At 74.4% G+C, this 1913-nt stretch carries 2 protein-coding genes; both read right to left on the bottom strand.

Features of this window, described 5'->3' with window-relative positions:
* On the bottom strand, nt 1–1203 hold a 1203-nt coding region (locus AB0C29_RS46195), incomplete at its 3' end, for a formimidoylglutamate deiminase (RefSeq protein ID WP_360834419.1).
* Nucleotides 1200–1913: M20/M25/M40 family metallo-hydrolase (locus AB0C29_RS46190; RefSeq protein ID WP_360834417.1), on the bottom strand; the 714-nt coding region annotated here is incomplete at its 5' end. The genes AB0C29_RS46195 and AB0C29_RS46190, both read right to left, overlap by 4 nt.

The following is a 1913-nucleotide window of genomic DNA, read 5'->3' as shown; positions in this document are numbered from 1 at the left end:
GACCACGTGGGTGACGTCGGCCGCGGTGGCCGCGAAGACCAGGCCGGCCGGGTCGACGCCCGCGGTGCGCACGCTCTCCAGCGACACCGCGACCAGGTCGGCGCGCCGGCCGGTCGCGATCGTGCCGGCGTCGTCCCAGCCCAGCGCCGCGTGACCGGTGGCCGTTGCCGCGGTCAGCAGCTCAGCGGCGGTGAAGTGACCGCGGCGCTCGCTGGCGAGGCGCTCGTCGAGCTCGACGCCGCGGGCCTCCTCGAAGAGGTCGATGACCGCCTGGCTGTCGCTGCCCAGGCTGAGCCGGGCGCCCGCGTCGGCCAGCGCCCGGGCCGGGCCGATGCCGTCGGCCAGGTCACGTTCGGTGCTCGGGCACAGGCAGACGTGCTGGTCGCCGAGGATTTCCAGGTCGGCGGGGGACAGGTGGGTGGCGTGCACCGCGGTGGTCATGGGCTGCCAGACGCCCATGCTGTCGAGCAGTTCGGTAGGCGAACAGCCGTGCACGGCCTGGCACTGCTCGTTCTCGGCGCGCTGCTCCGAGAGGTGGACGTGCACCGGCAGCCCGTCGGTGCGGTGTGCGAACGTCGCCATCCCGTCGACCGGCACCGCCCGTACGGAATGCAGGGCCGCGCCGATCTTCACGCCCGCGGACGCGCGCAGTCCGTCGAAACGCGTGGCCCAGCCGTCGTAGTCGCCGTCGCCGAACCGGCGCTGGACGCCTTCGAGCGGCTCACCGTCCACCCCGGACGTCAGATAGACAGCGTCCAGCAGAGTGATCCGGATGCCGGCTTCCCGGGCCGCCTCGATCAGCGCGTGACCCATCGCGTTCGGGTCGGCGTAGGGCGTGCCGTCCGGGCCGTGGTGCAGGTAGTGGAACTCGCCCACGCAGGTGATCCCGGCCAGGGCCATCTCGCCGTAGACCGCCCGGGCCAGGGTGAAGTAGCTGTCCGGGTCGAGCCGGCCGGCCACCTCGTACATCAGCTCGCGCCAGGTCCAGAAGCTGCCGCGGTCACCGTGGGTGCGGCCGCGCAGAGCCCGGTGGAACGCGTGCGAGTGCGCGTTGGCCAGCCCGGGCAGCACGAGCCCGGGCAGCAGGGTGCCGGTGGGCGCCGCGCCCGGGGTGACAGCGGTGAAGCGCCCGTCCTCGATCTCGATGCGGACATCACGCGCGACCGTCCCGCCGACCCAGGCGTACTGCGCGAAGTACGTCATGCCGCGAGCTCCCCGAGCACGGTGGCCAGCGCCTCGACGCCGGCCGTGCAGTCGGCGTCGGTGGCGTGCTCGGCCGGGGAGTGCGAGACGCCGGTCGGGTTGCGGACGAAGAGCATCGCGGTCGGCACGTGCGCGGACAGCACCCCGGCGTCGTGACCGGCGCCGGTCGGCAGGATCGGTGCGTCCCCCAGCAACGTGGACAGCCGGGACGCCAGCGTGGTGTCGAAGGCGACCTCGGGGGAGGCTGATTCCGGTTCGACGCTGACCTGCGTACCGTCGTCGGCCGCGCGCTCGACCGCCCGCTTGAGGATGGTCTCGACCAGCCGGTCCATGGTGGCGGTGTCCGCCGCCCGGGCGTCCAGCCAGGCGCGCACCAGCGACGGGATCGCGTTGGTGGCGTTGGGCTGCACCGAGACGCGGGCGATGGTGGCCAGCGCCCCGGCCAGCCGGGCCTCCTCGTTGGCCGCCAGCACGGTGGCCGCGAAGGTCAGCATCGGGTCGTGCCGGTCGGCCATCCGGGTGGTGCCGGCGTGGTCGCCGTGGCCGGTGAAGTCCAGCCGCCAGCGGCCGTGCGGCCAGATCGCGCTCGCGACACCGACCGGCACCTCCAGCGCCCGGCCTTGCTCGATGTGCAGCTCCACGACGGCGCCGACCCGGCTCGCCAGCGCGGGCAGCGCCCCGGCCGGGCGGCCGCCCAGCGCCTCGCCGAA

This window comes from Actinoplanes sp. NPDC048791, from assembly GCF_040650095.1.
Classification (GTDB): domain Bacteria; phylum Actinomycetota; class Actinomycetes; order Mycobacteriales; family Micromonosporaceae; genus Actinoplanes.
Note: the sequence above shows the minus strand (reverse complement) of the source record. Positions and strands in the feature narration are given on the sequence as shown.